Source organism: Thioclava litoralis (assembly GCF_045278885.1).
Lineage (GTDB): Bacteria > Pseudomonadota > Alphaproteobacteria > Rhodobacterales > Rhodobacteraceae > Thioclava > Thioclava litoralis.
The window spans coordinates 387,501-412,897 of record NZ_CP135445.1; the positions used below are offsets into that span (position 1 = coordinate 387,501).

Here is a 25,397-nt window from a genome sequence, read left to right on the forward strand (position 1 = left end):
GGATGTTCGTCGGTATCGACGACCACTGGCTCGCCCTTGCGCTGCGGGATGCTGACCGGCACGATCTCCTGCGCAAGCCGCCCGTTTTCCATCGCGCGCCCCGCCGCCTGTTGCGAGCGCAGGGCGAAGGCGTCCTGATCCTCGCGCGAGACGTTGAAGTCTTCGGCGACATTCTCGGCCGTTTCGGGCATCGAATCCACGCCATACATCTTTTTCATCAGCTTGTTGACGAAGCGCCAGCCGATTGTGGTGTCCTCGACCGAATTGGCCCGCGAGAAGGCCGCCGTAGCTTTGGGCATGACGAAAGGCGCGCGCGACATGGATTCCACGCCGCCTGCCACAATCAGGCTGGCCTCCCCCGCCTTGATCGCGCGGGCGGCGGTGATGATCGCATCCATGCCCGAACCGCAGAGCCGGTTCATCGTGGTGCCCGGCACCGTTTCGGGATAGCCCGCCAGCAGAAGCGACATCCGCGCGACATTGCGGTTATCCTCGCCCGCCTGATTGGCGCAGCCAAAGATCACCTCGTCGATCTGCGCGAGATCAAGCGACGGGTTGCGCTCCGCCAACGCCTTCAGCGGGATCGCCCCCAGATCATCGGCACGGACGCTCGACAAGGCCCCACCAAAACGGCCAATCGGCGTGCGGATATAGTCGCAGATATAGACTTCGGTCATCACAGGCCCTCCGGCACGGTCATCTCGCCTACCGAGCCGTCGACATGCAGCGTCGCCCCCGTATAGGATTGCAGCTCTTCCATCGACATGGCGGCCAGTTTCTCGCGCAGCACGAAACGGCCACCCTCGATATCGACCACACAAAGCGAGGTATAGACGCGGGTCACACAGCCCAGACCCGTCAACGGGAAGGTGCAGGCCTCGACCAGCTTCGGCTTACCATCCTTGGTGACGTGATCGGTCACCACCGCCACCCGTTTGGCGCCATGCACCAGATCCATCGCGCCGCCTACCGCAGGCACGCCCTTGGACCCCACCCGCCAATTTGCCAGATCGCCGTTTTGGGCGACCTGATAAGCGCCCAGCACCGCCAGATCCAGATGGCCGCCACGGACCATCGAGAAGCTGTCCGCATGGTGGAAAAACGCGGCACCGGGGTTCAGGGTGATCGCCTTCTTGCCGGCATTGATCAGATCCCAATCCTCCTCACCGGCGGGCGGGGCCTCGCCAAAGCCCAGAACGCCGTTCTCGGTGTGATAGATCACATCGCGGCCTTCGGGTTGGAACTTGGCGATCATCTCGGGGAAGCCGATGCCGAGGTTCACATAGGAGCCGTCCTCGATGTCCTGCGCCGCGCGCCATGCGATTTGCGCGTTGGAAAGTTTCATATCAAGCATCAGTAGACCACTCCCGTCCGGACAAGGACTTCTTCCTGTTGCGGGTCTTTCACCTCGACCAAGGCATCGACGAAAATGCCGGGGGTGATGACTTCCTGCGGGTCGATCCCGCCCGGCTCGATCAGGCTCGAGACCTGCGCGATGGTGCGGTTGGCGGCCATCGCCATCAGCGGGTTGAAGTTCCGCCCTGCCATCCGATAGGTCATATTGCCCATCTTATCGCCGATATGGCCCTTGATCAGCGCGAAATCGGCCTTCAGCCAGCGTTCCTGCACATAGGATTTACCCTCGAATTCCTCGACGGGCTTGCCCTCGGCCAGCTCGGTCCCGAAAGAGGTCGGCGTATAGAAGGCGGGGATGCCCGCACCTGCGGCACGGATACGCTCGGCCAGCGTGCCCTGCGGCACCAGCTCCAGCGCGATCTCGCCCGCGAGATATTTCTCGTTGAAGGCTTCGGCGTTCGACGAGCGCGGGAAGGAGCAGATCATCTTGCCCACCATGCCCGCCTTGATCATCGCCGCGATCCCGATGGACCCATTGCCGGCGTTATTATTGACCACGGTCAGGTTTTTCGGGCTACCGGTCGCGCGGAACCGGTCGATCAATGCGTGGATCAGCTCGATCGGTGCGCCCGACCCGCCAAAGCCCCCGATCATCAGCACGCAACCGTCGGGAATATCCGCGACGGCTGCGGCCACAGACGAAACAGTCTTGTCCATGTAAGTCCTCCTAATTGGGGCCGACATTACGCTTGCGGATGTGACCGGAGAAGCCGTATTGTTCGCATATTGATCTTTGTTCATATAGACGAAAAGGGCGTTCGCATGTTGAACAAACCGACCGATCATATCGGGTCTCTGGCCAAGGCGCTGAAGGTGATGGAGTGCTTTGGCGCCGAGACGCCGCGCCTTGCCATCACCGATGTGGCCGCCCGCACAGGGTTTGACCGCGCCACCGCGCGGCGCTGCCTTCTGACGCTGTATCACGAGGGCTATGCCGAATATGATGGCAAGTTCTTCAGCCTGACGCCCCGCGTTTTACGGCTGGGGATGGGGGCGCTGGCCTCGATGCCGCTGGCGCAGGTGGTGCAGCCCTGGCTCGACCAGCTGTCAGAGCAGATCGGGCAATCCTGTTCGGTGGCGATCCTTGACGAGACCGAAATCGTCTATCTGGCGCGAGCAGCGCAGCGGCGGGTGATGTCCATCGGACTGATGCCCGGATCGCGGCTGCCGGCGCATTGCACCTCGATGGGGCGGGTGCTGCTGGCGGCGCTGCCCGAGCCCGATGCCCGCGCACGGATTGAGGCCTCCGATCTCAGCCCGCGCAGCCCGCAAAGCCTGACCGATCCCGACGAGATCATGGGCGTGATCGCGCAGGTCCGCGCGCAGGGCTATGCCACCATCGATCAGGAGGTCGAGCCTGGCTTGCGCTCTTTGGCCGTGCCGATCCTTGATGCGCGCGGCAGAACCGTTGCCGCGCTGAACACCGGCTTTGCCGCCCTGCACCACGATATCGACGAGGCGCGCGCCGAATATCTGCCTGCCCTGTTGAAGGTGCAGGCAGGGCTGCGCCGGATGATCTGACTGGACCACAACCCTAAGAAGAAATTCCTTGGTCGGCAGGAGGGGCTGTGAGACACTGGGCCTCCGCTCAAGGAGGCCGCGATGCGCCCTTTCGCTCTGGTCATGCTCTGCCTGTGTCTGGCCACCCCTGTCGGGGCCGGACCGTGGATGCGTGAGAAAGGCACCGCTTTCCTGTCTTTCGGTCAGGAGACCGGACAGGAGACCGAGACATGGACCAGCCTCTATGCCGAATACGGGCTTTCGGCACGGAGCACCCTGATTGTCGATCTCGGGCGGGGCGACCGGTCCGAAGACTACTGGATCGGCTGGCAGACGCCGGTTTTTCCCGACACATGGTCGCAGAAGCTGACCATGACCGGCTGGGTCGGAACCCGCAAACTGGATGGCGAGAGTGTCGCCATGTACGGGCTGGGCGCGAATTGGGGCATGTCCGTGCAAGACCCGCTCTGGCACAGGCCGGGCTGGCTGAGCGCCGAACTGCGCCACCTGCAGGCACCGCAAAGCGTGCGCTATGATCCGGCAGCAGAGGGCATCGACCCGATGACCCTGCCGGACCCGAGCCACCTGCCCAGCAAAAGCTTCACCAAACTGGACCTGACGGCGGGCCTGCATCTGCGCGAGGACCTGATGGTCTTTACCCAGTTACAGCTTTACAAACCCGATAATGACGGCCTGTCCCGCAGCCTCACCGCCTCTGTCGTCAAGGAGTTCGCGTGGGCGCAGCTGCAACTGGGCGTCTCCGCCCCGCTAGAAGCGGAACGGCAGCCGCGCGTGAAACTGGGACTATGGTTCGAATTCTAGGACTGGATTTCAACCGGCCCGCCCCCTAGATGCGCCTTATGAGCCCGATAACGATCCTGATTCTCGGCGCTGCCGTCTGGCCCGACGGGCAAGCCTCTCCCGCCCTGCACCGGCGGGTCATGCAGGCGCTGACGCTTTGGCAGGCGGAGCAGGCCCAGCGGATCATCTGCTGTGGCGGGCTTGGCCGCCACGCCCCGAGCGAGGCCGAAGTCATGGCACGGATCCTGATCCGGCACGGCGTTGCGCCAGACCGTCTGGTGCTGGAGGACCGCTCGACCGATACGATCCAGAATATCACCAATGCCAAAGCCCTCTGCCCCGATCTGGCACAGGGGCGCGTGATCCTTGTCACCGACCGCTATCACGGCTTTCGCGCCAGACTGATTGCACGGGCCTTGGGGCTGGAGGCCAGCATCAGCAGCCCCGACCACCGCACAATGCGCCGGCATCGCTATGCCCGCGCCTGGATGCGCGACCGTCTGGCGCTTTTGAAAACCGGCCTCTGGATCATGCGCCACAAGATCAGGACGCGATATTGAGCTCTTCCAGCAGGGCGGCAATCTCGTCCCATGCGGGACTGCGCTTGGCTTCCACGACAGACAGCCCCTGCCCGAGTGTTTCGGCATAGACCACGCGATTGGCCAGCGTGGAGGTCATCAGTTGCGCCTCGAGCTCTGCCGCAGCCTGCGCCACTTCCTGCCCCAGACGCGTGTTGCTTTTGACGCGATTGAGAAGGATGCGCGGGCTTTTGTTACAGCGCCGCGCCAGATCAAGGACCCCTTCGGTGGCCCAGAGATCGACATGGCTGCCTGCCACCGGAACGATGATCTCGTCGGCTTCACGCAGGGCCGGACGCAGATCGCTATCCACTTTGGGCGGCGTATCGACGATCACCACATCGAAATCGCGTTTCAGCTTTTCACATTCATAGCTGACGCCCCAGGACGACGAGGTGCCAAACCCGACCCCCGGATCGTCCAGCGCGTCGCGCCGCGTCATGAACCAGCGGCCTAAAGACCCCTGCGGATCGGTGTCGAGAAGCGCGACACTATAGCCTGCCCGCACCAAGCCTATGGCCAGATTGACCGCGACGGTGGTCTTACCCGCACCACCTTTTTGTTGAGCAACCGTAATGACTTTTCCCAAAACAATCCTCCCCCTGGCTCTCGACGGGGATCGACCCGCAACGAGATGTGCCTTGCAATTCTAGGTTATGTCCGGGCGGATAACAGTTGCAATCGGGAAAGGCACAGACTGCGGACACAACGGTCTTATGCGCATGAAAAAAGCCGGAAAGCATCGCTTTCCGGCTTTTCCCATGAAATCAGTCAGACTGATTAGTCAGCCGCAGCAACTGCGATACCGACCAGCAGCAGAACCGGGATCAGGATCGCTGCGTTCGAGGACGAGCCTTGCTCGACGACGACCGGCTCCGGCTCAACGACCGGTGCGGTGTAACCGCCTGCGAAAGCGGACGAAGCCGAGAGACCGGCGACGAGTGCGAGGGTAGCGAGTTTTTTCATAGTAATCTCCGTCATTACCGTAGAGTGCCGCCAAACATGCAGCATCGAACGCGACGATTACACAGGCTCACGAAATTGCAAAGGGGGAATCTCAAGCTTTGCGCGCGTGACTGTGATATGTGTTGCACTTTGGCACGTTTTTTTAAGCTTTATGGCAACAGCGCCCTTTATACATGGGGGCAAACAGCTTCAGTAAATTGCATAGGTCCATGAAAATCAGAAATTTTCCGCGAATCACGGAACCTTATGCCCGGGGTCTGCGTAATCAGATTTGCCCTGCGCCCGGCGCCTGTCTTACGGGCCGGAAGCCAGTGCGGGAGCGAGAGCGGGAGCGGGCCCCGATCCGGCATGGCATGCCTGCAAAACGACTCAGTGACGCCTGCGGAAAAGCAGGAGCATCACGAAAATAAGAGCACTCCCCACCACGATCGACGGCCCCGCCGGCGTGTCCCAGCGTAGCGAGCCGAAAATACCCGCCGCCACCGAAGCCATTCCGATCAGCGTGGCACTAACCGCCATCGCCTCGGGACTGCGCGCCACCTGACGCGCCGCCGCCGCAGGGACGATCAACAGCGCCGCAATCAGCAAGGCCCCGACGATCTTGATTGCCACGGCCACCGTCAGCGCCAGCGCCACCGTCAGCACAAGCTGTTCGCGCCGCCCGTCGATTCCGGCAGATTTCGCCAGCGCCTCGCTGACGGTCGCGGTCAGCAGATTCTGCCAGCGCCAGACCAGAAGCGCCAGCACAACCAGCCCACCAAGCCAGATGATCGCAAGATCCATGCGCGACACGGCCAGAATATCCCCGAAAAGCCATGCGGAAAGATCCACCCGCAGCCCGCCGATAAACGAGGCCGCCACCAGACCGATGGCCAGCGCCGCATGGGCCAGCACGCCCAGCACGGTATCCGCCGCATATCCGCGACCGGACAGATGCGCCACGGTCAGCGCCATCAGCAGCGCCACCCCCAGCGTTCCGGCATAGACCGAAACCCCGAAGCCCAGACTGATCGCAACGCCCAGAATGGCCGCATGCGAGGTCGCATCCCCGAAATAGGCCATACGCCGCCAGACCACGAAAGCCCCCAAAGGACCGGTGGCCAGACACAGCCCCACCCCCGCCAGCAGCGAGCGCAGAAGGAAATCATCGAAAAGCGCCATCATATCGGTGCAGTATCCTTGGTTGAGCTTGCGCCGTGATCATGGGCAAGGCAGGCTCCGCTTTGCGGATCGTGGCTATGGTCGTGATGGTGCTGGTAAAGCGCAAAGGCACCGCCCGTCCCGATACCGAACAACGCCCGGTATTCCGGTGCCTCGGACACAATCGCGGGGGTGCCCTCGCAGCAGATATGACCGTTCAGGCAGATCACCCGATCCGACGAGGACATCACCACATGCAGATCGTGGCTGACCATAAGAACCGCACAGCCGGTTTCGGCACGCACCTCCTCGATCAGCAGATAGAAGGCCGCCGTACCCGGCTGGTCCAGCCCCTGTGTCGGCTCGTCCAGAATCAGCACATCCGGCTTGGCCAGAAGCGCGCGCGCCAGAAGCACGCGCTGCAACTGCCCGCCGGATAGCCCCGACAGCGGGCGGGACTCGATTCCCTCAACCCCGACACGCGCCAGAACGGCCCGCGCCGCCGCATCGCTGACCCGCTTGGGCAGGGACAGGAAGCGCCGCACACTCAGCGGTAGCGTCGCATCGATATGCAGCTTTTGCGGCACGTAGCCGATCACCAGACCGGCCGCTTTCTGAACGCGCCCCGTCGCCAATGTTTCCAGCCCGATCAGAGCCTTGATCAGCGTCGACTTCCCCGACCCGTTCGGCCCGACAACCGTCACGATCTCTTTGGGCCGGATGTCGAAATGAACCGAATGCAGAACGAAATCATCGCCGTGTTTCACACCGAGATTCTGCGCCGAAAGCAGGCTGTCAGACATCTTTCGTGGTCTCTTTCTCGGGCTTTTGCGCACAGCGCGGGCAAAGGCCCACGGCTTCGATGCTGGCGCGATCCACCCTGAACCCCACCCCCAGCGCGGATTTGTCCAGTTCGGCGCGCACGGCGGCTCCGGGCGCTTCGGCTACGGCATCGCACGTCTCGCAGATCAGGAAAACCGGCGCATGGTCCTCGCCCGCATGTAGACAGGCGATAAAGGCGTTCAGCCTGCGGATCCGGTGCACCAGCCCGCAATCGACCAGAAAATCCAGCGCGCGATAGGCCACGGGGGGCTGTTTGCCAAAGCCCTCCTCCGCCAGCCGTTCGAGCACCTCATAGGCCCCCATCGCGCGATGTTCCTCAAGCAGGATCTCCAGAACGCGGCGGCGCACCGGCGTCAGCCGCAGCTTTTGCGCCGCGATCACGCCTTCGGCGCGCGACATCGCATGGCCCGCGCAATGGGTGTGATCATGCGCCTCGAAGGCACTGACGCTCTCTTTTGAAACCTGCGGCATGTTATAGCATCACAATTCTGCTTGACTTGTTATTCTATTACATAAACAAAAGCACATTTGAAAACAAGTTCGTCCCGAAAGGAAACCACATGTCCCGTCTGCCGCTTCGTCTGGCCGCGACCATCGGTGCATTTGCCGCCCTGCCCGCCTTGGCACAAGCCGACATTCCCAGCGTCGTCACCGGCACGCCGGTCGTGCAATCCTTGGTCCAGCAGGTGATGGGCAACCTCGGGGATGCGAAGGTACTTCTGGATAAAGGGGCCGACCCGCATAGCTTCCAGCTGCGCCCCAGTCAGGCCCGCAGCCTGCAAGATGCCGATCTTGTGTTCTGGATCGGACCGGAGCTGACGCCGTGGCTTGATCGCGCGATCGATACGCTCAACAACTCGACCGCGATTTCGCTGCTGCATGCCGACGGCACGATCCGGCAGGATTTCCACACGCCGGAACTGGTGGAGGATGAGGACGGGCATGATCATGACCACGAGGCGCACGCCGATAGCGATCATGATCACGAGGACCATGATGACGGGCATGACCACGAGGATCATGACGAACATCACCACCATGACGGCCTTGATCCCCATGCATGGCTCAATCCGCAAAACGCCGAAATCTGGCTGCAGGTGATTGCCAAGGCACTGGCCGAAAAAGACCCCGAACATGCGGACACCTATGCCGCCAATGCCGATGCCGCGATTGCCAGGATCAAGGATCTTGATGCCGGTCTGGCAAAACAGCTTGCCCCGGCGCAAGGCAAACCCTTCGTCGTCTTCCACGCCGCCTATGGCTATCTGGCCGACCATTACGGGCTGGAGATCGCCGGCAGCGTCAGCGCGGGCGATGCCGCAGCGCCCGGTGCGGCACATCTGGAAGACTTGCATCAGGCGCTCGGGGCCGATCACGTCATCTGCGCCTTCCCCGAGGCCCAGCACAACCCCAAACAGATCAAGATCCTGCTGGAGGGCACGGAGGTCAAACTTGGCGGCGCGCTGGACCCGTCGGGGAGCACGCTCGACTACGGTCCCGATCTTTACGCGACGCTGCTGTCGGGGCTGACCAAGACCCTCAGCGACTGTCTGACACAGGACTAATCCCTTGCCCCCGCGTCCGGCACATGATTTCTAGGGCTGGATAATGGAGGACAGGATGACAACATGGCTGGCGGGCGCCGTGGATGGCGCCCGACTTTTTCTCTGGGACGAACAGGCCGATTCCCCGCGTCACATCGCGCTGGAAGGCGCGGATGCGCAGACCCTCATGGCGCGCGAACTTGCCACCACCGGCGCCGAACGGGCTGTGCTGGCGGCAGCAGATGGGCCTGCACGCCACATTCCCTGCAAGGCCACCGCCACCACGGAGGGTCCGGCCCAGCAGATCCGGCTTCTGCCGAAGCTGGTACAAAACCATCCCCCCGTCACCGCCCACCCGCGCGAAGTGGCCCTGATCGCAGGGCTTCTGAAGGCACAGCCGCAATTCGACGGGGTCATCGCCATGACCGGCGAGACCACGTTATGGGCACAGATTTCCGCCGAAGAGGTGGTCTCGGTCACCCGCAGCGCCACGGGGCGGCTGTTTGCGGCATTCGGTGGCGGCGCGCCGCTGCCCCCTGACGCCGAATTCGACGCTGCCCTGTCCGAAACCCGCGCCCGTCCCGAACGACTGATGCGCGCTCTGGCCACCCCCGCCCTGTCCCGTCAGGCCCTTCTGGGCAGCCTGATCGGGGCCGAGCTTTCGGACACCCGCCCGTGGTGGCTGGGCCAACGCGTATTGACCTTCGGGCCTTTCGCGCAGGCACTCACCCATGCTCTGGCACAACAGGGGGCCGCCGCGACCGAGGGCGCGGCAGACCATGCCCTGCGCGCAGGGCTTCTTTCGGCCTTCGACTAACTGGAACCCCGCATGACCTCCCTTCCCCCGCTTTCGCGCATCCTGTCAGACAATGCCGCACAGCTTGGCCTGAGCCGACCTGCCGCGATGTGTCTGGGGGCAATCTGGCGCGCGGCACAGAATCCCTCGGCCGATGATCTGGTCACCCTTCTGGGCATTTCGCGCTCGAATGTCTCGACCGCCCTGAAGGAGCTGCGGGAAATCGGCTTGGTCCAGCAGGCCCGCAGCCCCGGCAGCCGGAAGGATTTCTATGTGGCGGATGCGGATCCCTGGGCCCTGCTGCGCAAGCTGATGATCGAGCGCCAGCGCAAGACGTTCGAACCTCTGGCCGAGGCCTTTGCCGCCCATGCCACCGAAGACCCGCGACTGCCCGCGCTGGCCGAGATCTCGTCGCAACTCAACATCTGGCTGCGGCAACTGACGGCGCTCGACCCTGACAGCCTTGCGAAAGCCATCGCAGCCGATCCGACGAAGCTACTGAAAAAGAAGAAAAAGAAAGACTGACGCGCGGCCATACCGTCGCGCCATGCGCCAAGGCCCCGCCCTGCAGAGGCGCACCATGCCAGCGCAGGAAAAAGCCCGAAGCCGGTCTCATGGCTTCGGGCATTCTCTGTCCGGACTTAGCGTTCGGTCTGGATATCGAACCCCAGATGCTTGGCGACCGCGAAGATATCCTTGTCGCCGCGCCCGCACATATTCATCACGATGATATGGTCTTTGGGCAGGGTCGGCGCGATCTTCATGACATGCGCCAGCGCATGGCTGGGCTCGAGCGCAGGAATGATGCCTTCGGTACGGCAGGAGAACTGGAACGCCTCCAGCGCCTCTTTATCGGTGATCGAGACATAGTTCGCACGGCCCGTATCATGCAACCAGGCATGTTCCGGCCCGATACCGGGATAGTCGAGACCCGCCGAGATCGAATGGCCCTCAAGGATCTGGCCATCGGCATCTTGCAGAAGATAGGTACGGTTGCCATGCAGCACCCCCGGACGCCCGCCGGTCAGCGAGGCGCAATGCTCCATCTTCTCGTTCACGCCGTGCCCGCCCGCCTCGACGCCGATGATATTCACCGATTTGTCGTTCAGGAACGGATAGAACAGCCCCATCGCATTCGACCCGCCGCCAAGGGCCGCCACCAGCGTATCGGGCAGACGGCCCTCGCCTTCCTGCTCGGCCAGCTGCCAGCGCACCTCCTTGCCGATGATCGACTGGAAATCGCGCACGATCATCGGGTAGGGATGCGGGCCAGCCGCCGTGCCGATGCAGTAGAACGTGTCGCGCACATTGGTCACCCAATCGCGCAGCGCTTCGTTCATGGCATCTTTCAGCGTGGCACGACCGGAGGTCGCGGGCACCACTTCGGCCCCCAGAAGACGCATGCGGAAGACGTTGGGCGCCTGACGCTCGACATCGGTCGCGCCCATATAGACCACGCATTTCAGACCGAATTTGGCACAAACCGTGGCCGTTGCCACACCATGCTGCCCCGCGCCGGTTTCCGCGATGATACGGGTCTTGCCCATGCGCTTGGCCAGCAGGATCTGGCCGATCACGTTATTGATCTTATGCGCGCCGGTATGGTTGAGCTCGTCGCGCTTGAGGTAGATCTTGGCACCGCCCAGCTCTTCGGTCATGCGGGGCGCGTAATATAACGGCGAGGGGCGGCCGACATAATGCTTCCACAGATCGTCCATCTCGGCCCAGAAGGTCGGGTCGACTTTGGCGCGCTCGTATTCCGCCTCCAGATCGAGGATCAGCGGCATCAGCGTTTCCGAGACGAAACGCCCGCCATAGATCCCGAACCGGCCATTATCGTCCGGCACATTCATGAAGCTGTTGATCAGATCGTCGGCCATGACCTTCTCCCTTATGTTTGCCCCCATGTAACCCTGCTGGGGGCGAAGATAAAGCGGGCGATTGCGCTTTTGCGTGATAACAGACGATCTGCCCCAAAAAACAGCGCGCCGGAAGGGCGATCCGTTCTTGCGCGCGGGGCGGGGAAGATCAGTGGCGCAACGCGTTGAAGGCCTTGCGATAGTGCGACGGCGACGTGTTCTCCCAGCGGCGGAACGCACGGACAAAGGCGCTGGGTTCGGAATAGCCCAGCTCTGCCGCGATATGCGAGATCGACAGGCGCGACCCTTCCAGATAGCGGCAGGCCTGTTCGCGGCGGGTCTCTTCGACCAGACGCGCGAAACTGGTGCCACATTCTTGCAGACGGCGCTGCAAGGTCCAGCGCGGCAGGCCCATCCGGTCCGACAGGCGGTCAAGATCCAGTTCCGCATCACGCAGATGCAGGCGGATCACCTCGGCCACCTCCTCGGTCAGGCTGGGGCCATTCTCGCGCAGGCTGAGGGCGCGCAGATTGCACAGCAAAAGCTGCTGCAGGGTGGCATCGGCCCCCGGCATGGCACGCACACCGTCTTCGCTGCGGAAAACCAGCGCATTGGCGGGGCGGCCAAAGCGCACCGGCGCGCCGAATGCAGCCTCTATTTCCTGACGCGAGCCGGTTTCGGGTTGTTCCAGTTCGATCAGTTCGGGCGTCCAGTCCGCCCCCGCCGCATGACGCAGAACGTTAGAGAACATGCCCAGCGTGACCAGCGCATCCTGATCGCGCAGATGCACACGCTCCGGCGCGATGCGATAGCTCATCCATGTCAGCCCGCCCTGCTGGCGACAGCCGGTCACGGTGCCTTGCTGGTGCCACGGGAAATAGGTCGCAAGATTTTGCGCCGCCGTGCCCAGATCCGGCGAATTTATGGCGATATAGCCGATCAGCCCCAGCATTTCCGGCGTGAACGCCTGCCCATAGGCCAGTCCGAAATTCACATCCCCCGACCGTTCGGCCCCCAGTTCCATCATGCGGCAGTAAAGGTCCAGATCCATCCGGCTCATCGGCTGGCCCGCCGTTTCCGGCGCAAAGCCCAACGTGCCGAAAAAACTGTCGGGGCAAAGCTTGTAACGGCGGATAAACCCGTCGATTCCGGTGGCCGCTGCGGCCAAAACCTGAGGTGTCGGAGCCTGCATCTGAATCCCTCCATATCGCGGACGGAATGAACCTTGGCTCAGGCTAGCGCAATCACGGCCATGCGCCCACACCTTATCTACAAGGCCGAAATACGACTAAAGTCCAAAAGTTAAACCGCTCGCCCAAATCTTGGGCAAGCGGCAATCTTTCCGGTGCGGACGTTGCAAGGGCGGCTTATTCGCCCGCCGTAGCCGTGGCCGTTTCCTTGCGGCGCAGCAGGGCGGCGGTGGTCGTGCCGAGGATCATCAGAACCGCGAAGATCACGAAGATCTCGAAGTTATAGATGATCATCGCCAGCATCGCGAGGCAGGCCAGACCCAGCGCGATGGCCGGCAGGATCGGGAACAGGGGGGCTTTCCACGGGCGGTCCAGATCGGGTTCGGTCTTGCGCAGACGGAACAGCGAGGCCATCGACATGATATACATCACCAGCGCGCCAAAGACGGCCATCGTCACGATGGTTGCGGTCAGCGACATGCCCGCAACCGAGATCAGGCTGTCGGAATAGATCGCGACGATGCCCACGATCCCGCCTGCAATGGTGGCCACATGCGGCGTATGGAAGCGCGGATGGACCTTCGAGAAGACCTCGGGCAGCAGACCGGCGCGCGACAGGGCGAACATCTGGCGGGCATAGCCCATGATGATGCCGTGGAAGGACGCGATCAGACCGAAAAGCCCCAGCCAGACCAGCATATGGGTCCAGCCGCTGCCTTCACCCACCACACGGATCATCGCTTGCGGCAGCGGGTCGTTGAGGTTGGACAGCTGCGACCAGTCGCCCGAGCCGCCCGCCATGATCATTACGCCGAAGGCGAGGAAGACCAGCGTCAGGATGCCTGCGATATAGGCTTTCGGTACGGTGCGGCGCGGGTCTTTGGCCTCTTCGGCGGCCATAGCGACGCCTTCAATGGCAAGGAAGAACCAGATCGCAAAGGGGATCGCGGCAAAGATCCCACCAATCGCCACGGGCGAGAACGCGCTGGCGCCAGCCCAGCCATTGGCTGCGAAATTGGTCACCGAGAAGGCGGGCGCAACGACACCCATGAAGACCAGCAGCTCGAAGACCGCCAGCAGCGTCACCAGCAACTCGAAGGTCGCCGCGATCTTCACCCCCGCGATATTGAGCGCAATAAAGATGACATAGGCGCAAACGGCGGCCAGTTTCGGGTCCAGCCCCGGAAACTGCACATTGAGATAGGAGCCGATCGCCAGCGCGATAGCGGGCGGGGCAAAGAGAAACTCGATCAGCGTGGCAAAGCCCGCGATGGCCCCACCCGTGGGACCGAAGGCGCGGTTGGCATAGGCAAACGGCCCGCCTGCGCGCGGGATCGCGGTGGTCAGCTCGGTAAAGCTGAAGATGAAGGCGGTATACATGGCCGCTACGATGATCGTGGTGATCAGAAAGCCCAGCGTGCCCGCGCTTTCCCAGCCATAGCTCCAGCCGAAATATTCGCCCGAGATCACAAGGCCTACAGCGAGGCCCCAGAGATGGAAGGCGTTGAGGCTTTTTGACAGCCCTGCTTTGCCAGTTGACATGATGTTTTCCCTGTTTGGTTATTATGGACCCGTTCGGGCCTTAGTCCTTTGGTCGTTCTGGTAGTGGCATGATCTCGGAAGCCGCCAGACTGGGGGCTTCTTCCTTCAGCTTGGTGCCGGTCAGGCCCCGTCGGCGCGCCTCGCGCACCAGCCATGCCAGTTTGGAGGCCGCCTGAACCGGCGTCTGCCCCCCACTGAGATGGATATTCGACAGGCAGTTCCGGTCGCTATCGGGGCAACCGGGCTGCGGGTTATGGGTAAGGTAGATGCCAAGGCTATCGGCCACGGTCAGCCCCGGACGCTCGCCAATCAGCACAGCCACCATGCGGGCGCCCAGACCCTGCCCGATCTCGTCGCCCACGGCCACGCGGCCTTGGGTCACAATCGCCACAGGCGCAATCGACAGATCCGAAAGCGCCTCATGCGCGGCCCGCAAGGTCGCACCCGCATGGGCTTGCACGGCCGCCGATGACAGCCCGTCACAGATCACAAAGGCCAGATCATAGCCGCCCTCTCGCAAGGCGCTGCGGCTTTCGTGGGACAGTTTGCGCCCCAGATCGGGGCGACGCAAATAGACAGACCGGTCGGCCGCCGCCGAGGCCAGCGCCAGCGTGTCAAAACCGGACAGCTCGTCCTGCAGAGCCGCCACATCCAAAGGCGCATGAACCGCATCGCGGGCACGCGCCGCATCCAGCCGGAAAGACGCAAGCGCAGAGGTCGGCAGCCCCGCGCCTGACCGCCCCAGCCCGATACGGGCGCGGGTGGCTTGGCGAAGGCGGGCAAAGGGATCGCGGGTCAGATCATCGCTCATGGGCCGACCTCACGCGCTGAGCGCCGGACGGGTCATCTCCGCCAGCAGCCGGTTGGGGGTGGATGCAATCCGGCCCGCCCTGTCGATGATGCCCTGCGCCTCAAGCCAGCTTTCGAATTCGGGCGCAGCCCTGAGGCCAAAGCTTTCGCGCAGGTAGAGGATATCGTGATAGGACAGCGACTGATAATTCAGCATGATATCATCCGCCCCCGGCACGCCGATGAAATAGCGGCAGCCTGCATCGGACAGAAGCGTCAGCAGCCCGTCCATATCATCCTGATCGGCATGCGAGTGGTTGGTGTAGCACACGTCGCACCCCATCGGCACGCCCATCAGCTTGGCGCAGAAATGGTCCTCAAGCCCCGCGCGAGTGATCTGCTTGCCGTCAAACAGATATTCCGGCCCGATAAAGCCCACGACCGTATTCACCAGAAGCGGATCAAAGGCGCGCGCCACGGCATAGGCGCGGGTTTCCACCGTCTGCTGGTCCATGCCGAAATGCGCATCGGCGGACAGGGCCGCCCCCTGCCCCGTCTCGAAATACATCACATTCTGACCCATCGTGCCGCGCTTCAGCGACAACGCCGCATCCTGCGCCTCGGCCAGCACCGCCAGATCGACACCAAAGCCGCGATTGGCCTTTTCCGTGCCCGCAATCGACTGGAACACCAGATCCAGAGGCGCGCCGCGATTGATGATCTCGATGGAATTGGTCACATGGGTCAGCACGCAGCTTTGCGTGGGGATCGCGTGACGCTCGCGCAGCTCATCCAGCAGATGGATCAGCGCCATCGCCTGCGGCACGTTATCGGTGGCGGGGTTGATGCCGATCATCGCATCGCCAATGCCGTAAAGCAGCCCGTCGATGATGCTGGCGGCCACGCCCGCCGGATCATCGGTCGGGTGGTTGGGTTGCAGGCGGCTTGAGACCGTCCCCGCCAGCCCCATTGTGGTGCGGAAAGCGGTGATTACCTCGATCTTGCGGGCCACAGAGATAAGGTCACGGTTGCGCATCAATTTAGACACGGCGGCCACCATCTCGGGCGTCAGCCCGCGCGCCAGAGCCTTCAGCGCCGCGCTATCAGCCTCATTCGACAACAGCCAGTCGCGGAACTGGCCTACCGTCATATGCGCCACCGGCGCGAAGGCTGCGCGATCATGGGTGTCGCAGATCAGGCGGGTGACCTCGTCTTCCTCATAGGGCACAAGCTGTTCGGCCAGAAATTCGGTCAGCGGCAGATCGGCCAGCGCCATCTGCGCCGCCACCCGCGCGATCTCGCTTTCGGCAGCCACCCCTGCCAGCTCGTCCCCCGAGCGCTGCGGGCTGGCCGCGGCCAGAAGCGCGGTCAGGCTGTCGAAGCGGAAGGTTTCGGATCCGATCATATGGCGGTAGCTGGGCATAGGGCCTCCGGTAAGCGTCTGTGACAGATTACCCCATCCTGCCCCGCCAAGACTTGACCGCATATGACAATCGTCGGCCCGCCCCTGCCGCCTTCGGTCAAGTTTGCGCGCCTGTGGCAAAAGCACCGCTCGCGCCAAAATTGCGAGCATCGCGCAAACCATCCCCCGCCGCGCGAAACCCGACCGCTTGTCGGAAATCTTTCACAAAACCTAAGCATGAGTGTCACTTTGCCTCGCCATCTGCTGGCCCAAGCAGAGTTAAAGGAACATGACATGAGCTCCCAATCCGTCACGCTGACGAATATCGGCAAGGGATTTGGCACGACGAAGGTGCTGAAGGGGATCGACCTCGACATTCAGGCGGGCGAATTCCTGTCGCTGGTGGGGATGTCGGGCTGTGGGAAATCGACGCTTCTGCGGATCATCGCGGGGCTGGAAACCGCCGATCAGGGGCGCGTCGCGATCAATGGCGCCGATGTCACCGGCACCGATCCGACCGACCGCAATCTGGCGATGGTCTTCCAGTCCTATGCGCTTTATCCGCATATGTCGGTGCGCCAGAATATCGCCACGCCCCTACGGATGCGTCGTCTGAAGCTGATCGACCGCCTGCCGCTGATCGGGCGCTTGACCGCCAATCGCGCTGTGCTGCGCGAGATCGACCATGCCGTGGAACAGGCCGCCGAGGTGCTGCAAATCTCGGCGCTTTTGGACCGTAAACCGGCGCAGCTTTCGGGCGGGCAACGCCAGCGAGTGGCGCTTGCGCGGGCCTTGGTGCGCCAGCCCGCCGCCTTCCTGATGGACGAGCCGCTGTCGAACCTTGATGCGAAGCTGCGCGCCCATATGCGTGACGAACTGGCCGCCTTGCACAAACGTCTTGGCGCGACCTTCATCTATGTTACCCATGATCAGGTCGAGGCGATGACCATGTCCGACCGCATCGCGCTGATGTCCGAGGGCCGGATCGAGCAGCTGGGCACGCCCGATGAGCTTTATCGCCGCCCCGCCAATCTGACGGTGGCGCGGTTTATCGGTGCGCCCACCATCAACCTGCTGCCCGCCGAAAGCCTGGCCGATGGCCGCTTGCGCCTGCTGGGCGAGGTTCTGGATATGCGTATCCGTCAGGCGGGGCCGGTGACCTTGGGGCTGCGCGCCGAGGACATCCATCTGGCGGCCAAGGGGCTGCCAGCGCGCGTCACGCGGATCGAGACCCATGGAGCCGACCGCTATGTGACCTGCTGTCTGCTCGCCGATGAGACGCTCTCGGTGACCCTGCGCCAGAGCGCCTCTTTGCCGCGGCCCTCGGGGCAGGTGCATCTGGGCTTTGCGCCCGAAGCGCTGCATGTCTTCGGCGCGGATGGCCAGCGCCTGACCCCGCGCCTACGTCAGCAGGTGGTGGCATGAGCGTCCTAGACCTCGGCTACTCCCGCCCGCGCCGTAAAATCAACAAGGGCATGCTTTTTGCCGCGCCTGCCGTTGTGCTCCTACTGACGATCTATATCCTGCCGCTGATCACCTTGGCGGGGTTTTCGCTGACCGACTACCAGCTGGGCGCGGTCCGCTGGCATTTCGTGGGGCTGTCGAATTTCACCAAAGCCTTCCATGATCCGGTCTTCCTGCGCGCCTTCTGGAACACGGTGCTCTATGCGGCCATCGTCATCCCCTTCGGCATCTTTCTGGCGCTTGGCGTGGCGCTTCTGGTGCATGGGCGCAAGCGTACGCGGGGCCTGTGGGAAGTGGCTTATTTCCTGCCCGTGACCGCCACGCTGGTTGCAATGGCCACTGTCTGGCAGTTCCTGCTGCATCCGACCCTCGGGCCGGTAAATGCCGTGATCAGATGGCTGGGCTTCGATGCGGTGCAATTTCTTGGCACCCCTTGGCTTCTGATCCCGACCATGGCGCTGATCGGTGTCTGGCAGGTGGTGGGCTTTAATATGGTGCTGTTTCTGGCGGGGCTGACCGCCATTCCGCAGGACCTTCATGAAGCCGCCCGACTTGACGGCGCGAAATCCCCCATCGACCGGTTTCTCACCGTGACTTGGCCGATGCTGGGGCCGACAACGATGTTTGTGACGGTGACCACCTCGATTTCCGCCTTCAAGGTGTTCGAGACCGTTGCCGTGCTGACCAAGGGCCGCGCGGGGTCGGAGACGCTGCTTTACGCGCTCTACCTCGAGGGGTTTGATTATTCCAACACGGGCTATGCGGCGGCGCTGACGCTGATCTTCCTCTGTGTCGTGCTGGTGCTTTCCATTGGCCAGACGCTCCACCTTGAAAAGAAGGTCCATTACTGATGCGCGCCTCGAAATACCTTCCCCATCTGGTGCTGGGCCTTGGCGCGGTCGTGATGCTTCTGCCCTTCTACTGGATGGTGCTGACCGCAATCCGTTCGCCCTCCGAGATTTTCGATATCTCGCTCTGGCCGATCCCGAAGGAGTTCTCGGGGCCCGAGAACTTCCATCAGGCGGCGACCTCGGTGCCGATGGCGCGCTTCATGCTGAACGGGGTGATCGTCTGCGCGGGCATCCTGATCGTGCAGGTGTTGACGGCTGTGCCCTGTGCCTATGCGCTGGCGAAACTGCGCTTTCCGGGCCGCAAGATATTGCTGTCGGTGATTGTGGCCGCCCTCTGTGTGCCGATGCAGGCGCTGGCGCTGCCTTTATTCGTGGGGCTGGCCAAAGCGCAGATGCTCAACACCTATTTCGCGATGATGGCGCCGTTTTTTCTGTCGGTCTTTGCGATCTTCCTCTTTCACCAGTCCTTCCGTTCCTATCCCGACGAGATTATCGAGGCCGCGCGTCTCGATGGCTTCTCCGAAATGGAAATCTGCTGGCGGCTTGTGCTGCGCGCCTCGCTGCCCTCGCTTGCGGCCTTCGCGGTGTTTTCCGTGGTCGCCCATTGGAACGACCTCTACTGGCCGATGATCGTGGTCAATCGCACCGAACTGGCGCCGCCGCCGCTTGGCATGCTGTTCTTTGCCGATGCCGAAACCGGCACCAATTACGGCGCGCTCATGGCCGGAGCCTGTCTGATCACCGCGCCCATGGTCGCCTGTTTCCTCCTTGCCCGCCGTCAATTCATCGCGGGCATCACTATGGCGGGCGTCAAATGACCCAGCCTGTTTCCTCCCAACCGAACCGGAGTTTTCCCATGTATCCCACCCGCCGCACCGTTCTGACGGGGCTGACCACCTCTGCCGCTTTGCTGATGGCGCTTCCCGCCATGACGCAGGAGGTCACGCTGAATGTGCTCTATAACATGCCGGGCTTTACGAAATTCCATCAGCCGCTGGCCGAGGAATTCGAGAAGAACAACCCCGATGTGAAGATCAACTTCCTCGCCCCCGCCGCCAATTACACCGATGGTCAGGCACAGGTGCTGCGCTCGGCGGTGACGGGCGATCTGCCGGATGTCTATTTCTCGGGCTATAACCTGACGGCGGAACTGGTCCATACGCTGGCCCCGCGCGGCCAGATCACCGATCTTGGTCCCTTCATCGAAGCCGAAGGCGGTCAGGCTTTCCTCGATAAAAACTACTCGCCCAATATGGCGGCGCTTGGCCAGATCGATGGCAAGCAATATGGCCTGCCGGTCAATGCGTCCTCGCCGATCCTCTATATCAACTCCGAGCTGGTGAAAGAAGCGGGTGCCGATCCGGCGCATATGCCCGACACCATGCCCGAGCTGATCGCGCTTGGCGCCAAGATCCACCAGATGCACCCCGATATGGCCGGCATGGCCTATGATATCGCGGGCTGGCCGGATGACTGGCTGTGGCAGGCGCTGATCTTTGAACAGGGCGGCAAGCTGGTGGACGAGAAAACCGGCAAGGTGGCTTTCGACAATGAGATCGGCCTGAACGCGCTGAAGATGATCCGCCAGATGGCGGTGGAGGCCAATGCGCCGACCTTCGACTGGGATCAGGCACGCCAGCAGTTCGGCGCGGGCAAGACGGGCTTCATGGTCTCGACCCCCGCCCATGTGCAGACCATCGAGGGCCTTGTGGGCGACCGTTTCACACTGACCACCGCGACCTTCCCGCTGGATGACAAGGAAAAGGGCGGCGTGCCGACGGGGGGCAATTCGGCCGTGATCCTGACGCAGGACAAAGCCAAGCAGGAAGCCGCGTGGAACTACCTCAAGTGGATCACCGGCCCCGAGGCGCAGAATGTGATCGTGCGTATCACGGGCTATCTGCCGACCAATAAGAACGCCACTGGCGAAGCCTATCTGGCGCCCTATTACGCCGAGCATCCCAATGTGAAGACCGCCTCGCTTCAGGCCGATAAGTCGCTGCCTTGGGCGGGCTATCCGGGTGGGGACTCGGTCCGTATCTGGCGCACCCAGCGTGACATCATCGGCACCGTGATGCGTGGCGAGGTCTCGCCCGAGGACGGTCTGAAACAGATCGTCGAACAGACCAACGCGCTGATGGAATGACCCACATTATGCGGGGGGCTCTGGCCTCCCGCATGACCTTTGAAAGCAGAGCCATGAAGATCATCCAGCTGACCGACACCCATCTGATGCCCGCGGGCCAATTGGCCAACCAGATGGACCCCGAGGCGCAGATGCGCGCCGCCATTGCCGATATCACGGCCCGCCATGCGGATGCCGACCTGATGGTGATCACCGGCGATCTGTGCAATCACGGCGACCCAGAGGCCTATGACCTTCTGCACGAGATCTTGGCGCCTGTGCCCTTCCCCGTGCGGCTGATGCTCGGCAATCATGACGACCGTCCGAATTTCATCGCGGCCTTCCCCGAGCATCCGCTGGACGGAAATGGCTATGTGCAGGGCTGGCAGGACACGGATTTCGGGCGGCTGATCTTTCTCGACACCCATGAGGCGGGCGTGATCGGCGGCATCTTCGGGGCTGACCGGATGGCGTTTCTGGACGAGGCGCTGCAAGGCGCGGGGCCATTGCCGCCCACCATTTTCATCCACCACCCGCCGATGGACGACGGCATCGGCCATTTCGCCAAGATCAGCCTGCATGACGAGGGCCGCGTGATGGCGCGGCTGGCCGCCCACCCGCAGGGCATCCGCCATATCGTCTTCGGCCATATCCATATGCCGCTTGCGGGCACCTCGCCCGAAGGTATCGCCTATAGTGCAGGTCAGGCCTGCGCGCATCGCTTCATCACCGAGATCGACCGATCCGACCCGTGGTGGACCAATGGCCACGCCCATTACCGCGTGATCTTCCTCGACAGGCTGGGCTTTCGGGCCTTCATGGCCGAGGCCGGACAGCTGCCCACGGTGCAGGCCCCCATCTGCGACGGCCCCTGAGCCGCCGCCGCCCGTGCCGCTCTGTGTCCGAAGGCAACGCATCTTCCGGTCAGGGGGCCGTGACGACAGGGGACCTTGACGACAGAGGGCGCGCGGACGGGTATATAGCAACAGGCGCCTTGCGACTGGCGGGAGGTTCGCGACTGGCGCGACCGCAGCCGGGAATGGGCCGGTTCCAGCACGACCACGGCGGCGGATGAAAGGCGGAGGCGGCCCGACAAGGCGAGAAAACGCCTCTTCCGTCAGAATGTTGGCGGTGTACAGGCGCTGATGACGACGCAGGGTTCGGCCCCGACCTGCCGGAAACGGTGCGGCAGACGGCTGTCGAAGTAATAGGCATCCCCCGGCCCGAGCACCTTGCGTTCCTCGCCCACGGTGATCTCGACACGGCCCGAAATGACGATCCCGCCCTCCTCGCCCTCGTGGCCATACATCACACGGCCCGTATCAGCCCCTGGTTCATAGGTCTCTTGCAGGATCATCATCGCGCGGCCAAACAGCGTGCCGCCGATCTGGCGCAGCGACAATTTCCCCTTGCCGATCTCTGTCAGCTCGGCGGATTCATAGAAAATCTGCCGTTCCGCATCGGGCTGGAATTCGAAAAAGGCCGAAAGGCTGATCGGTATCCCGTCAAGGATCTTACGCAAAGCCCCGACCGAGGGGTTCATCTTTCCCGATTCAATCAAGGAGATAGTCGAATTGGGCACCGCCACCTTTTTGGCAAGGGCGCGCTGCGACAACCCCGCACGCTCTCGAATCACGCGCAGCCTGTGGCCAAGCTCCTTATCCTGAGAAGTCGTGTTGTGAGTGTTCACCATTGATCAAACCTTACAAATTCATGACGAGTATACAACACCTTACCCGCAACAAGAAACAGACTTTTTAAGTTTCCAAATCCCGATAGGCTGGGTTCCAATCATTGCTTCTCAACAGGATCACCCTCATGGCAAACGCAGACATCGAATCCCGCCGCAAAGCCGCCCTCGCCCGTGGCGTCGGCGTTCTGACCGACCACTATGCAGTTCGCGCAGAAAACACCGAAATCTGGGATGCCGATGGCAACCGTCTGCTGGATTTCGCCTCCGGTATCGCCGTGCTGAACACCGGCCACCGTCACCCGAAAGTCATCGAGGCCGTCAAGGCGCAGCTGGATGCCTTCACCCATACCTGCCACCAAGTCATCCCCTACGAGAACTATGTGCGTCTGGCAGAGCGCATCAACGCCTTGGCACCGGGCGATTTCGCCAAGAAAACCGTCTTCGTGACGACCGGCGCAGAAGCACTTGAAAACGCCGTGAAAATTGCACGCGCTCACACCAACCGCTCGGCTGTGATCACCTTCCAAGGCGGCTTCCACGGCCGGACCTTCATGACCATGGCCATGACCGGCAAAGTCGCGCCCTACAAAATCGGCTTCGGTCCGCTGATGGGCGATGTCTTCCACGCGCCCTACCCCTATGAAGCACATGGCGTGTCGATCGATGACAGCATGAATGCCATCGAGAAACTGTTCAAAGCCGATGTCGATCCGGCCCGCGTGGCCGCCATCGTGCTGGAGCCCGTGCAAGGTGAAGGCGGTTTCGTGCCCGCACCGAAAGAATTCGTCAACCGCATCCGTGCCCTTTGCGACAAGCATGGCATCGTGATGATCGCAGACGAAGTCCAAACCGGCTTCGCCCGCACCGGCACCGTCTTCGCGATGGAACAGCATGAATCGGCCGCGGACCTGATCACGATGGCGAAATCGCTGGGTGGCGGCTTCCCGATCGCAGGCGTCGTTGGCCGCGCCGAAATCATGGATGCCGCAGGCCCCGGCGGTCTGGGTGGCACCTATGGCGGCAACCCACTGGCCATCGCGGCAGCCAATGCCGTGCTGGATGTGATCGCGGAAGAAAAACTCTGCGACCGTGCAAACCTGCTGGGCGACAAGCTGAAAACCAAGCTGGAAGAGCTCAAGACCATCGTGCCGGAACTGACCGAAGTGCGTGGCCCGGGCTTCATGGTTGCCGCAGAATTCATGAATGATGACGGCACCCCCGCAACCGAGCTGACCAACAAGATCCGTCTGGCAGCCCTGGAACGCGGCCTGCTGCTGCTGACCTGTGGCGTCTATGGCAACGTCATCCGCTTCCTCGCGCCGATCACCATTCCGGATGCGCAATTCGACGAAGCCATGACCATCCTGACCGACGCGGTGAAAGCCGTGAAAGGCGCCAAGGAACTGGCCAATGCTTGATCGCGCAGATCTCGCAGCAAAACTGAAGGACGCGTCTCTGCTGGAGACGCGCGCCTATATCAATGGCGAATGGGTGGCTGCGGCCAAGACCTTCACGGTCGACAACCCCTCGACCGGCGAGAAACTGGCCGAAGTGCCGGATCTTACCGTCGAGGACACCCAACGCGCGATTGACGCGGCCTTCGCAGCGAAAGCGGCCTGGGCGGCGAAAACCGGCAAAGAGCGTGGCGCGATTCTGCGCAAGCTGTATGACCTGATGGTGGCCAATGCCGATGATCTGGCCACGATCCTGACCGCCGAAATGGGCAAGCCCTGGGCCGAAGCCCGCGGCGAAGTCCTGTACGGGGCCTCCTATGTCGAATGGTTCTCGGAAGAAGCCAAACGTCTTTATGGCGACTTCATTCCGGGCCATGCGACCGATATCCGCATGGTTGTGATCAAGCAGCCGGTGGGCGTTGTGGGGGCGATCACGCCGTGGAACTTCCCCAATGCGATGCTGGCCCGCAAGCTGGCTCCCGCCTTGGCCGCAGGCTGCACGATGGTGGCCCGTCCCTCCGAGTTCACGCCGCTTTCGGCACTGGCTCTGACGGTGCTGATCGAGCGCGCAGGCGTGCCCGCAGGTGTGTTCAACATCGTCACCGGTCTGGATGCGTCGGGCATCGGCAAAGCCCTGTGCGACAGCCCGAAGGTCGCCAAAATGACCTTCACCGGCTCCACCCGCGTGGGTAAGATCCTGATGCGTCAGGGGGCCGACACGGTCAAGAAGATCTCGCTGGAACTGGGCGGCAATGCGCCGTTCATCGTGTTCGACGATGCCGATCTGGATGCGGCGGTGCAAGGCGCGATGATCGCCAAGTTCCGCAATAACGGTCAGACCTGCGTCTGCGCGAACCGCATCTATGTGCAGGCAGGCGTCTATGATGCTTTCGCCGAAAAGCTGGCCAAGGCGATGGGCGCGCTGACGCTGGGCGATGGCTTCACCGAAGGCACCACCACCGGCCCGCTGATCAACACCGCGGCTCTGGCCAAGGTCGAGGATCACATTGCCGATGCCGTGTCCAAGGGCGCGACCGTTCTGACGGGCGGCAAACGCTCCAATCTGGGCGGCACCTTCCACGAGCCGACGCTGCTGGCAGGGGTGACGCAAGAGATGAAGGTAGCCTCGGAAGAGACCTTCGGTCCTTTGGCACCGCTGGTCAAATTCGACACCGAAGCCGATGCGGTCGCCTTTGCCAATGACACCGAATTCGGTCTGGCGAGCTATTTCTACACCGGCGATCTCAAACGTGCATGGCGCGTGGGCGAGGCGCTGGAAACAGGGATGGTGGGCATCAATACCGGTGCCATCTCCTCGGAAATCGCTCCCTTCGGCGGGATCAAGCAATCCGGTCAGGGGCGCGAAGGCTCCAAATACGGCTGCGATGACTATCTCGAAATCAAGAATCTCTGCTTCGGCGGGATCAAATAATCTCAAAAGCCC

At 62.5% G+C, this 25,397-nt stretch carries 27 protein-coding genes (1 of these 27 only partly in view); 13 read left to right on the forward strand and 14 right to left on the reverse strand.

From position 1 onward, the window contains the following. The 3 genes in view from pcaF to RPE78_RS17595 are tightly spaced (each overlapping or abutting the next) and all read right to left on the reverse strand, a layout consistent with a single transcriptional unit that may run on beyond the window. Nucleotides 1-677 carry the 5' portion of a 3-oxoadipyl-CoA thiolase gene (gene pcaF / locus RPE78_RS17585; RefSeq protein WP_330629386.1) on the reverse strand. Its footprint begins 523 nt before the window's first position, so only the first 677 of its 1,200 coding nucleotides appear in the window; it begins with the start codon at nucleotides 675-677; the stop codon falls past the left edge of the window. Continuing rightward, nucleotides 677-1,354, reverse strand: coding sequence for a 3-oxoacid CoA-transferase subunit B (locus RPE78_RS17590; protein ID WP_330629387.1), 678 nt, complete (start codon nucleotides 1,352-1,354; stop codon nucleotides 677-679). The genes pcaF and RPE78_RS17590 overlap by 1 nt, the downstream gene beginning before the upstream one ends. Further along, nucleotides 1,354-2,073: a 3-oxoacid CoA-transferase subunit A gene (locus tag RPE78_RS17595; protein WP_330629388.1), complete on the reverse strand. Its 720-nt coding sequence runs from the start codon at nucleotides 2,071-2,073 to the stop codon at nucleotides 1,354-1,356. The genes RPE78_RS17590 and RPE78_RS17595 overlap by 1 nt, the downstream gene beginning before the upstream one ends. A gap of 105 nt (nucleotides 2,074-2,178) precedes the next feature. On the opposite strand from RPE78_RS17595, the gene RPE78_RS17600 reads away from it, so the two are divergent. The 3 genes from RPE78_RS17600 to RPE78_RS17610 all read left to right on the forward strand — a co-directional run bounded on the left by RPE78_RS17600 (nucleotide 2,179) and on the right by RPE78_RS17610 (nucleotide 4,277). After that, nucleotides 2,179-2,937, forward strand: coding sequence for an IclR family transcriptional regulator C-terminal domain-containing protein (locus RPE78_RS17600; protein ID WP_330629389.1), 759 nt, complete (start codon nucleotides 2,179-2,181; stop codon nucleotides 2,935-2,937). A gap of 81 nt (nucleotides 2,938-3,018) precedes the next feature. After that, nucleotides 3,019-3,738, forward strand: a complete 720-nt coding sequence (locus RPE78_RS17605; RefSeq protein ID WP_330629390.1) for a hypothetical protein — start codon at nucleotides 3,019-3,021, stop codon at nucleotides 3,736-3,738. Between the two features lie 38 nt (nucleotides 3,739-3,776). Then, nucleotides 3,777-4,277 carry a YdcF family protein gene (locus tag RPE78_RS17610; RefSeq protein ID WP_330629391.1) on the forward strand — a complete coding sequence of 167 codons (501 nt, stop codon included), beginning with the start codon at nucleotides 3,777-3,779 and terminating at the stop codon, nucleotides 4,275-4,277. Here the strand turns inward: RPE78_RS17610 and parA are convergent. The 5 genes from parA to RPE78_RS17635 all read right to left on the reverse strand — a co-directional run bounded on the left by parA (nucleotide 4,261) and on the right by RPE78_RS17635 (nucleotide 7,715). Further along, entirely contained in the window at nucleotides 4,261-4,884 is a 624-nt protein-coding gene (gene parA, locus RPE78_RS17615; protein ID WP_330629392.1) for a ParA family partition ATPase, read from the reverse strand. The two genes, RPE78_RS17610 and parA, sit on opposite strands and share 17 nt — an antisense overlap. A 191-nt stretch (nucleotides 4,885-5,075) precedes the next feature. Next, a complete protein-coding gene (locus RPE78_RS17620; RefSeq protein WP_330629393.1) occupies nucleotides 5,076-5,261 on the reverse strand; it encodes a hypothetical protein in 186 nt (61 codons plus the stop codon). A 369-nt stretch (nucleotides 5,262-5,630) separates the two neighbouring features. Then, nucleotides 5,631-6,425: a metal ABC transporter permease gene (locus tag RPE78_RS17625; RefSeq protein WP_330629394.1), complete on the reverse strand. Its 795-nt coding sequence runs from the start codon at nucleotides 6,423-6,425 to the stop codon at nucleotides 5,631-5,633. After that, a complete protein-coding gene (locus tag RPE78_RS17630) occupies nucleotides 6,422-7,204 on the reverse strand; it encodes a metal ABC transporter ATP-binding protein (protein WP_330629396.1) in 783 nt (260 codons plus the stop codon). The genes RPE78_RS17625 and RPE78_RS17630 overlap by 4 nt, the downstream gene beginning before the upstream one ends. Beyond that, complete coding sequence (locus RPE78_RS17635) at nucleotides 7,197-7,715, reverse strand: Fur family transcriptional regulator (RefSeq protein WP_330629398.1); 519 nt, start codon at nucleotides 7,713-7,715, stop codon at nucleotides 7,197-7,199. The genes RPE78_RS17630 and RPE78_RS17635 overlap by 8 nt, the downstream gene beginning before the upstream one ends. An 89-nt stretch (nucleotides 7,716-7,804) precedes the next feature. Here RPE78_RS17635 and RPE78_RS17640 point away from each other — a divergent pair, with 89 nt between their 5' ends. The 3 genes from RPE78_RS17640 to RPE78_RS17650 are packed head-to-tail and all read left to right on the forward strand — an operon-like array spanning nucleotide 7,805 to nucleotide 10,109. Beyond that, nucleotides 7,805-8,809, forward strand: a complete 1,005-nt coding sequence (locus RPE78_RS17640) for a metal ABC transporter solute-binding protein, Zn/Mn family (protein WP_330629399.1) — start codon at nucleotides 7,805-7,807, stop codon at nucleotides 8,807-8,809. Between the two features lie 55 nt (nucleotides 8,810-8,864). Beyond that, nucleotides 8,865-9,605: a 2-dehydro-3-deoxygalactonokinase gene (locus RPE78_RS17645; RefSeq protein WP_406721710.1), complete on the forward strand. Its 741-nt coding sequence runs from the start codon at nucleotides 8,865-8,867 to the stop codon at nucleotides 9,603-9,605. A 12-nt stretch (nucleotides 9,606-9,617) separates the two neighbouring features. Continuing rightward, entirely contained in the window at nucleotides 9,618-10,109 is a 492-nt protein-coding gene (locus RPE78_RS17650; RefSeq protein WP_330629401.1) for a MarR family transcriptional regulator, read from the forward strand. 116 nt (nucleotides 10,110-10,225) lie between these two features. Here RPE78_RS17650 and trpB read toward each other — a convergent pair whose 3' ends face one another. The 5 genes from trpB to RPE78_RS17675 form a co-directional block, all read right to left on the reverse strand. After that, the gene (gene trpB, locus RPE78_RS17655; protein WP_330629403.1) at nucleotides 10,226-11,464 is read right to left on the reverse strand and encodes a tryptophan synthase subunit beta; all 1,239 of its coding nucleotides are present in this window, start codon (nucleotides 11,462-11,464) and stop codon (nucleotides 10,226-10,228) included. A 148-nt stretch (nucleotides 11,465-11,612) separates the two neighbouring features. Next, a complete protein-coding gene (locus RPE78_RS17660) occupies nucleotides 11,613-12,635 on the reverse strand; it encodes an AraC family transcriptional regulator (protein WP_330629404.1) in 1,023 nt (340 codons plus the stop codon). Nucleotides 12,636-12,810: 175 nt separating this feature from the next. Then, nucleotides 12,811-14,175: an ethanolamine permease gene (eat, locus tag RPE78_RS17665; RefSeq protein WP_330629405.1), complete on the reverse strand. Its 1,365-nt coding sequence runs from the start codon at nucleotides 14,173-14,175 to the stop codon at nucleotides 12,811-12,813. A gap of 40 nt (nucleotides 14,176-14,215) precedes the next feature. Next, on the reverse strand, nucleotides 14,216-14,986 hold the full coding sequence (gene eutC, locus RPE78_RS17670) for an ethanolamine ammonia-lyase subunit EutC (protein WP_330629406.1): 771 nt from the start codon (nucleotides 14,984-14,986) through the stop codon (nucleotides 14,216-14,218). Between the two features lie 9 nt (nucleotides 14,987-14,995). After that, on the reverse strand, nucleotides 14,996-16,387 hold the full coding sequence (locus RPE78_RS17675) for an ethanolamine ammonia-lyase subunit EutB (protein ID WP_330629407.1): 1,392 nt from the start codon (nucleotides 16,385-16,387) through the stop codon (nucleotides 14,996-14,998). 273 nt (nucleotides 16,388-16,660) lie between these two features. Here RPE78_RS17675 and RPE78_RS17680 point away from each other — a divergent pair, with 273 nt between their 5' ends. Genes RPE78_RS17680 through RPE78_RS17700 form a run of 5 tightly spaced genes read left to right on the forward strand, consistent with a single transcriptional unit; the run spans nucleotide 16,661 to nucleotide 21,681 of the window. After that, on the forward strand, nucleotides 16,661-17,791 hold the full coding sequence (locus RPE78_RS17680) for an ABC transporter ATP-binding protein (RefSeq protein ID WP_330629408.1): 1,131 nt from the start codon (nucleotides 16,661-16,663) through the stop codon (nucleotides 17,789-17,791). Then, nucleotides 17,788-18,681: a sugar ABC transporter permease gene (locus RPE78_RS17685; RefSeq protein WP_330629410.1), complete on the forward strand. Its 894-nt coding sequence runs from the start codon at nucleotides 17,788-17,790 to the stop codon at nucleotides 18,679-18,681. The genes RPE78_RS17680 and RPE78_RS17685 overlap by 4 nt, the downstream gene beginning before the upstream one ends. Beyond that, nucleotides 18,681-19,499, forward strand: a complete 819-nt coding sequence (locus RPE78_RS17690) for a carbohydrate ABC transporter permease (protein WP_330629411.1) — start codon at nucleotides 18,681-18,683, stop codon at nucleotides 19,497-19,499. Before RPE78_RS17685 ends, RPE78_RS17690 begins: the two co-directional genes overlap by 1 nt. A 38-nt stretch (nucleotides 19,500-19,537) precedes the next feature. Then, the gene (locus RPE78_RS17695) at nucleotides 19,538-20,827 is read left to right on the forward strand and encodes an ABC transporter substrate-binding protein (protein ID WP_330629412.1); all 1,290 of its coding nucleotides are present in this window, start codon (nucleotides 19,538-19,540) and stop codon (nucleotides 20,825-20,827) included. Further along, nucleotides 20,824-21,681 carry a phosphodiesterase gene (locus RPE78_RS17700; protein ID WP_330629413.1) on the forward strand — a complete coding sequence of 286 codons (858 nt, stop codon included), beginning with the start codon at nucleotides 20,824-20,826 and terminating at the stop codon, nucleotides 21,679-21,681. Before RPE78_RS17695 ends, RPE78_RS17700 begins: the two co-directional genes overlap by 4 nt. A gap of 242 nt (nucleotides 21,682-21,923) precedes the next feature. Here the strand turns inward: RPE78_RS17700 and RPE78_RS17705 are convergent, their stop codons facing one another. After that, nucleotides 21,924-22,499, reverse strand: a complete 576-nt coding sequence (locus RPE78_RS17705; protein ID WP_330629415.1) for a cupin domain-containing protein — start codon at nucleotides 22,497-22,499, stop codon at nucleotides 21,924-21,926. A gap of 125 nt (nucleotides 22,500-22,624) precedes the next feature. Here RPE78_RS17705 and RPE78_RS17710 point away from each other — a divergent pair, with 125 nt between their 5' ends. Then, a complete protein-coding gene (locus tag RPE78_RS17710; RefSeq protein WP_330629416.1) occupies nucleotides 22,625-23,917 on the forward strand; it encodes a 4-aminobutyrate--2-oxoglutarate transaminase in 1,293 nt (430 codons plus the stop codon). Then, on the forward strand, nucleotides 23,910-25,385 hold the full coding sequence (locus RPE78_RS17715) for an NAD-dependent succinate-semialdehyde dehydrogenase (RefSeq protein ID WP_330629417.1): 1,476 nt from the start codon (nucleotides 23,910-23,912) through the stop codon (nucleotides 25,383-25,385). The genes RPE78_RS17710 and RPE78_RS17715 overlap by 8 nt, the downstream gene beginning before the upstream one ends. The last annotated feature ends 12 nt before the right edge of the window (nucleotides 25,386-25,397 follow it).

Bases quoted from the DNA above. Each gene is read 5' to 3' on its own strand.
- RPE78_RS17605 (WP_330629390.1), top strand. From the start codon at position 3,019: ATGCGCCCTTTCGCTCTGGTCATGCTCTGCCTGTGTCTGGCCACCCCT.
- RPE78_RS17650 (WP_330629401.1), top strand. From the start codon at position 9,618: ATGACCTCCCTTCCCCCGCTTTCGCGCATCCTGTCAGACAATGCCGCA.
- RPE78_RS17660 (WP_330629404.1), bottom strand. From the start codon at position 12,635: ATGCAGGCTCCGACACCTCAGGTTTTGGCCGCAGCGGCCACCGGAATC.
- RPE78_RS17715 (WP_330629417.1), top strand. From the start codon at position 23,910: ATGCTTGATCGCGCAGATCTCGCAGCAAAACTGAAGGACGCGTCTCTG.
- trpB (WP_330629403.1), bottom strand. From the start codon at position 11,464: ATGGCCGACGATCTGATCAACAGCTTCATGAATGTGCCGGACGATAAT.
- eutC (WP_330629406.1), bottom strand. From the start codon at position 14,986: ATGAGCGATGATCTGACCCGCGATCCCTTTGCCCGCCTTCGCCAAGCC.
- RPE78_RS17645 (WP_406721710.1), top strand. From the start codon at position 8,865: ATGACAACATGGCTGGCGGGCGCCGTGGATGGCGCCCGACTTTTTCTC.
- RPE78_RS17590 (WP_330629387.1), bottom strand. From the start codon at position 1,354: ATGCTTGATATGAAACTTTCCAACGCGCAAATCGCATGGCGCGCGGCG.
- RPE78_RS17635 (WP_330629398.1), bottom strand. From the start codon at position 7,715: ATGCCGCAGGTTTCAAAAGAGAGCGTCAGTGCCTTCGAGGCGCATGAT.
- RPE78_RS17640 (WP_330629399.1), top strand. From the start codon at position 7,805: ATGTCCCGTCTGCCGCTTCGTCTGGCCGCGACCATCGGTGCATTTGCC.
- RPE78_RS17675 (WP_330629407.1), bottom strand. From the start codon at position 16,387: ATGCCCAGCTACCGCCATATGATCGGATCCGAAACCTTCCGCTTCGAC.
- RPE78_RS17690 (WP_330629411.1), top strand. From the start codon at position 18,681: ATGCGCGCCTCGAAATACCTTCCCCATCTGGTGCTGGGCCTTGGCGCG.
- RPE78_RS17595 (WP_330629388.1), bottom strand. From the start codon at position 2,073: ATGGACAAGACTGTTTCGTCTGTGGCCGCAGCCGTCGCGGATATTCCC.
- RPE78_RS17705 (WP_330629415.1), bottom strand. From the start codon at position 22,499: ATGGTGAACACTCACAACACGACTTCTCAGGATAAGGAGCTTGGCCAC.
- RPE78_RS17610 (WP_330629391.1), top strand. From the start codon at position 3,777: ATGAGCCCGATAACGATCCTGATTCTCGGCGCTGCCGTCTGGCCCGAC.
- RPE78_RS17620 (WP_330629393.1), bottom strand. From the start codon at position 5,261: ATGAAAAAACTCGCTACCCTCGCACTCGTCGCCGGTCTCTCGGCTTCG.
- RPE78_RS17710 (WP_330629416.1), top strand. From the start codon at position 22,625: ATGGCAAACGCAGACATCGAATCCCGCCGCAAAGCCGCCCTCGCCCGT.
- RPE78_RS17625 (WP_330629394.1), bottom strand. From the start codon at position 6,425: ATGATGGCGCTTTTCGATGATTTCCTTCTGCGCTCGCTGCTGGCGGGG.
- RPE78_RS17680 (WP_330629408.1), top strand. From the start codon at position 16,661: ATGAGCTCCCAATCCGTCACGCTGACGAATATCGGCAAGGGATTTGGC.
- RPE78_RS17695 (WP_330629412.1), top strand. From the start codon at position 19,538: ATGTATCCCACCCGCCGCACCGTTCTGACGGGGCTGACCACCTCTGCC.
- eat (WP_330629405.1), bottom strand. From the start codon at position 14,175: ATGTCAACTGGCAAAGCAGGGCTGTCAAAAAGCCTCAACGCCTTCCAT.
- RPE78_RS17600 (WP_330629389.1), top strand. From the start codon at position 2,179: ATGTTGAACAAACCGACCGATCATATCGGGTCTCTGGCCAAGGCGCTG.
- RPE78_RS17685 (WP_330629410.1), top strand. From the start codon at position 17,788: ATGAGCGTCCTAGACCTCGGCTACTCCCGCCCGCGCCGTAAAATCAAC.
- RPE78_RS17700 (WP_330629413.1), top strand. From the start codon at position 20,824: ATGACCCACATTATGCGGGGGGCTCTGGCCTCCCGCATGACCTTTGAA.
- RPE78_RS17630 (WP_330629396.1), bottom strand. From the start codon at position 7,204: ATGTCTGACAGCCTGCTTTCGGCGCAGAATCTCGGTGTGAAACACGGC.